Annotated in this window: 2 protein-coding genes and 1 tRNA gene; 2 read left to right on the forward strand and 1 reads right to left on the reverse strand. The window is 56.5% G+C overall.

Annotated features, from left to right (window positions below; all coding sequences use genetic code 11):
- The coding region (gene cysM, locus AC1D1P_RS20515) for a cysteine synthase CysM (RefSeq protein WP_477674229.1) at positions 1-900 on the reverse strand (900 nt) is incomplete at its 3' end.
- A gap of 39 nt (positions 901-939) precedes the next feature.
- On the opposite strand from cysM, the gene AC1D1P_RS20520 reads away from it, so the two are divergent.
- Both AC1D1P_RS20520 and AC1D1P_RS20525 read left to right on the forward strand, forming a co-directional pair.
- Positions 940-1,024 (forward strand) — tRNA-Leu (locus AC1D1P_RS20520).
- A gap of 470 nt (positions 1,025-1,494) precedes the next feature.
- Positions 1,495-2,328, forward strand: a complete 834-nt coding sequence (locus AC1D1P_RS20525; protein ID WP_477674230.1) for an aspartyl/asparaginyl beta-hydroxylase domain-containing protein — start codon at positions 1,495-1,497, stop codon at positions 2,326-2,328.
- Positions 2,329-2,601: the final 273 nt, after the last annotated feature.

A 2,601-nucleotide genomic window follows, 5' to 3' on the forward strand; every position in this document is an offset into this window, starting at 1 on the left:
GGCCGGAAAAACACCCGTCGACAGATAGCGGTCGCCGCGGTCACAAACGACAAAGACAATCACGGCGTCTTTCACGGTTTTGGCGATTTCCTGTGCCACCCAGCAGGCTCCGGCCGCCGAGATGCCGGCAAAAATGCCCTCTTCCCGCGCCATGCGCCGGCACATGTCCTCAGCGTCAGCCTGGCTCACCAGTACCAGTTCATCGACCTGGYGGGGGTCGTAGATCTTGGGCAAGTACTCTTGTGGCCATTTGCGGATGCCGGGAATGCGCGAGCCCTCGCTGGGCTGGGCGCCGATGACCTTGATCGCCGGGTTTTTCTCTTTCAGATAGCGGGAAACACCGGTGATCGTGCCGGTTGTGCCCATCGCACTGACAAAATGTGTCACCTTGCCTGACGTATCTGTCCATATTTCGGGCCCGGTGGTCTCGTAATGGATGCGCGGATTGTCCGGGTTGGCAAACTGGTCCAGCACCCGGCCTTTGCCCTCTTTTTGCATCTGGTCGGCCAGGTCGCGCGAATATTCAATTCCAGCGCTTTTCGGCGTCAGGATCAATTCCGCGCCAAAAGCCTTCATGGTCTGGGCGCGTTCGATGCTCAGGTCCTCCGGCATGATCAGGACCATCTTGTAGCCCTTGATGGCGGCGGCCATGGCCAACGCAATGCCCGTGTTGCCGGAAGTGGCTTCAATCAGCGTGTCGCCGGGTTTGATGTCGCCGCGTTCTTCCGCGCGCTTGATCATCGAGAGCGCCGGGCGGTCTTTCACGGAACCGGCCGGATTGTTGCCTTCGAGCTTGCCCAGGATGACATTGCCGCGCGCGGCGTTTTCGGCGGCGTGAATGCGTTGCAGCGCGACCAGAGGCGTTTTGCCAATCGCGTCTTCAATGGTTGGATAGTTCATGGCCACACTGTGCCATAATTTGAGGCTTCGCTCCTCGCAGCCCGGGTGGTGAAATTGGTAGACGCAGGGGACTCAAAATCCCCCGCCGCAAGGCGTGCCGGTTCGATTCCGGCCCCGGGCACCACATCCCGAAAAGCCGGACGGTTTCAGACCGATCCGGCTTTTTCTTTTGTCAGACGCAGTTGTGCGTGCGGCTTCACATACACACACGCCCTTCAGGCGATACGCGGTGGGCAAAAAGCGGGTAGAGCCTACAGCGCCTGCCGGACTGCGCTCAACTTCCCAAAGAACATTTGCCGCAGTGTCCCGCAGAAGCTTTTCCAACATTTTTCACCTCAAGATTCGGTGCCAATCGCCAGTGCAAAAACACCGGCAAGGGCGCGTGGCGTGAATATACTTAAACCATCATCCCGCGCAGGTCTCGCACAACAAAGCAGAGGCAAGACTTATCCATTTCTCACACAAAACGCTTGAGTTGCCATGCAAAAAGCAAACTGTTCCCGAGGCATTTTTGAAGACCTTCTTTGCCAGAGTCTTTTTGAGCCGGAGCTGTTGAGGAATGTGGCAACCCTGCTGGACCAAGACCCTTTTTTCATGCGGGGGCATCTGGAGATGTTGTGGAGTGCCCAGAAAAAAGACCATGAGGAACTCTATGCCGGGGTTTTGCATGTCGCCTTGGCCTCAGCGGCCACGCTTTACCGCGGCGGCAAGCTTCAACTGAACACCTTGGCGCACTGGACATCATCAGATTTCGAAAGCCTGCGAGAGGTTTTACGGATGGGGCTGCAAAGAAAAGAGCTTTCCCTGTGGAAACGGGCGGGCATCTTTCGCCAGTTAAGGAGCCTGTCCCGCGTGATGCAGTCCATGCCGCCCGCAGACCCCGGCGAACAAAAATACCTTGTATTCCAGAAGACTGTGGATGTGCGTGAAATTGCCGCGGAGGTGAAGGGCATTGCGCCTTATTGGTGGGGCGTTCACACCCACAGGCAGGAGGCTCTTGATCACCACAGGCACACGCAGTCCATTGTGGTCAGGAACAGAAAGAAGCATGAACGCGATTACCTGCCCGCCGATGGCGTCCATGAGAGCGAGGAAACCGCTTTCTCCAGAAAATACCCCAAAACCAATGCGCTCGTCACCTCTTTGGCGCAGGAACTGGGCCTGGCCCTGGGCCGCGTTGTGTTGGTCAAGCTACCGGCTCACCACCAGGTTTACCGGCACTACGACGATGAAGAGTCTCTTGAGGGAAGAGACCGCTATCATCTGGTGCTGAGCTGCGGTGACAGCAATGTGCTGGAGTCCGGCAACAACCGTTTCAATGTGAAGCCCGGGGAACTCTGGTTCTTTGACAACAAGGTGATGCACAGAGCCGCGAACCTGTCGGGTGCGCCGCGTGTGCATATTATTTTTGATGGGTATGCGCTTTAGAAACCGGACCATCTGCGTACGAAGTCCAAGGCTGCTTTAAGCGCAGCCGCTGCACAGGGAAAATCTGATCGCCAGATGCGAYAGCAAACTCATCAGAGTCTATCGTTGCGTCCTTTATCTTTTCCCAGTTCGAGAGCGRCTCTTAACCTTCTAGCAGGTTTCGTGTGGATAACAGAGCGGCTCAACCATCCGCAAGTCATGCAAGAGCATCCACAGTGCGCGCAATATGCATTTCCTCGACATCCTTTAGAAGCCGTGTTCTTGCTACCAGAC

This window comes from Polaromonas sp. P1_E1_2 (assembly GCF_056406035.1).

What these genes read in the sequence shown, in the direction of transcription:
- AC1D1P_RS20525 (WP_477674230.1), top strand. Translation starts at nt 1,495, where the DNA reads ATGCGGGGGCATCTGGAGATGTTGTGGAGTGCCCAGAAAAAAGACCAT.